A 3,076-nucleotide genomic window follows, 5' to 3' on the forward strand; every position below is an offset into this window, starting at 1 on the left:
GGACTATATGACAAAAAAATGGACAATGCCAATTAGAAGTTGGAGTGAAGCAATGCCGCATTTTTTAATTAAATTTGAAGGCAGAATTTAAGTGCTATGAAAAATTTACACAGTTAGATGGATGGGCTCATAGTCCTTGGTCTATATGGGCTCTAGCTCCTTCGTTGCTAGAATTACCAATAGCACCTTTACACAAACAAACACCACATACACTTGTTATTTATGATTCTTACATGTTTAGATTGGGTGTTTAGTGACATGATACAGTTTATTTAACAAGCGTAGGTATTGCTGTATACGACGAGCTGCCAACCGCTATCCCACTACCAATTTGTCCAAATGCATTACTTCCCCAGCAGTAAACATTTGTAGTCATCTTTTCAGAGGCACATGCAAAATACTGTCCAACTGAGACCTGGTCAAAATCGATATCACTTATACCATTTGGTAAATTTATCTTTGTCGGTTTAGGGTATATGGAAGATACATCAGCTGATTGAGCAATAGTACCATAAATATTTGCGCCCCAACAGTACACATCATAATTACTATCAACAAAACATGCGGTACCATCAGCCATATCTAAATCCAGAATCTCAGCACCAACATTAGAAGGCATGACTACTTTTTGCGGGATGCTTTTTAGGTTATATTGTGAATAATTACTATCATTAATCCCAAGCATCCCATCCTCATTACTCCCCCAACAATAAACATTATTCTGTAGTGTCAATGCACAGGTGTTTCTATAATTATTTACAACCTTGGTCACTTTTGAATCCGTGATTGGAAATAATGGAACAATAGGAGATTCAGATAGGTATACTGTGTTATAAAACCCACTTCCATCAGCGCCTAGCTGTTTTCTGTGGTTATATCCCCAGCAGTAGAGTTTATTATTTTGATCAATAGCACAGGTATGCGCTCCTATGCCGGTGGCAATATCATAAAGGTTTGTATTAACAAATCCGTTAGCGGACATGCTTACGGCAACAGGGGTACTGTATGAATCAACAGTCGGTTGAAACCCAAGCCTGTAGTTACTACTTCTTCCCCAGCAATACGCTGCATCATCTGACCCTATAGCACATGTATGGGACGAGCCTATATCTACTTGCTGGAAAGATAAATTTACAGGCAAACTTCCTTTTTGTATTTGTGTAGGAACTGAAATATGTTCATTATAACCGTATGGCGTATTTGCAAGCTCACCAGAACTATTAGCACCCCAGCAGTAAATCTCACCTTGCGTATCTATAATGCAAGCATGCTGATTACGTGCACTTATTTTGTCTACTGTTTTCCCTGCAAGTGCACCATCCATCTTTATTTTTGCAGGAGCTGTTTGATAATCACTGTCAAAACCTCTGCCCAAATCACCCATCTCATTTCTTCCCCAACAATAAACATCGCCTTTTGTTGTTAAATAGCAGCCATGCCATCTACCTGTTCTTAATTTTTTAATTCGCTCAGCGAGATAATTTAGGCTAAAGCTACTCTCCACTAACGCATCAGCCGAAGCAATTTTTATAAGTAAGTTTTCCGAAACAGTATTAAAAGACGCTGTTTTACCCTGAATATAAAACTCACAGCTTTGTTGAGGGATAAGGGTAGCATCGTTACAAGTGTTATTGATAATAATCGGTTTATTATTCAGAATAGTATTATTTATAGACACAGAATTGGTACCGAATATTAGATTGCTCCCGCCAACGTTTTGAACCACAATACGTAAATTGTCTTCATCAAGCTGTTCTAAGCTCAACGTTGAAGCAATCGGTGTACTACTTCCATACTCAAACAAGCTAATAGATGGGTCTTCATTCACGACATTAGCAGTTGCCGAAGATACGTCAACCTTTGTTGCATCAAGATTACTAAATAAATCTACACTCTTAAATTTAAGGTTTAATCCATTAGCTTTTTGTGCATCTCTATCAACTGCAATGACCATCTGGCAACTTGAATGTGCAGTTAATACACCTACATCACAAGTTTGGGTAATTTCCTCATCTATTTTATGCAGCTCAACTTTAGCATCTCCGTAAAGATTACCATCTTGATCAAAAAGCGCTACGTTATCAGCAATTGTTGAACCACTAAGGGCATTAAGATTGAAATTACCCGTGTTTCCCAGGGTCACCAAGTATTTATTTTTTGTTCCTTCAGCACTTTGAGGTAATGGGATATTCATTATGCCTGGTATTTCTATACTACCCCCTACCTTGCTCACATTTACTTTTGATGAAATACGTAATATTGCATCTTGTGTATTTAGTTTAAGTAGCTCAGATGTAGATACCTGAGATAGTAACTCTTGGATAGTATACTCCAGAATTAATTCACCTTCACCCTCTGCAGCTTCAGTAATTTCAACCTTGGCCTGACAACTACCACCTACTGAAATATTACTCCCTTGGATACAAGTTCCGACATCTTTTAATGTCGTACCTTTTGGAAGGTTATCAGCAATCAGGTTTTCGATTAATACGGGATAATTAGAAGTATTATTAAAAGTAATCGTTTCAACACTTGGCGAGTCAACTTCTACTGGCTGAGCGTCAAGCACGGTAGTGTAAACGTTGATGCTCGGTGCAACAGGTAAAGAGTTTGCCGCCCCAAATTGAATTGGTGGCGTAGATAAACTTTCTAAGCTGACTTTATTTGCTTCTAAAGCATTCCCTGCAGTAACTTCAAAACTTAAGCTTATTTCTGTCTCTGATGCAGAGGCTGGCAAATATCCTAAGGGAATAATTTTAGTTTCATAATATTGGCCTAATTGTGCTTGATCAAAAGTTAAGGATTTATTTTCAGCGGTAACCTGAATTTGAGTTAATTCGTTATACACATCCAACGGCATTTGGTTTAAATCTAAATAAGCATTATTTAACCCCTTTGTATGGTTAAAAACCATCTGACTCAATGTACCAGGCCTTAAGGTAAGGCTTTCTGTTAACAAACAGACAAGGCGTAAATCATCACTGGCAGTTATATTAATGTTTACTATTTTCAGATCACGTTCGCCAATTTTTATGCCTTCAGTATCAAAAGCATCGGCCTTAATAATCACATCTCC

The 3,076-nt window shown here is 37.7% G+C and carries 1 protein-coding gene; it reads right to left on the bottom strand.

Going from position 1 to position 3,076, the window contains the following annotated elements; all coding sequences use genetic code 11:
* Positions 1–268 precede the first annotated feature (268 nt).
* Positions 269–3,076, bottom strand: a 2,808-nt coding sequence (locus DNK84_RS13440; RefSeq protein ID WP_208123345.1) for an RCC1 domain-containing protein, incomplete at its 5' end; no start/stop codon positions are given.

This window comes from Facilibium subflavum (assembly GCF_003574485.1).
Taxonomy (GTDB): domain Bacteria; phylum Pseudomonadota; class Gammaproteobacteria; order Francisellales; family Francisellaceae; genus Facilibium; species Facilibium subflavum.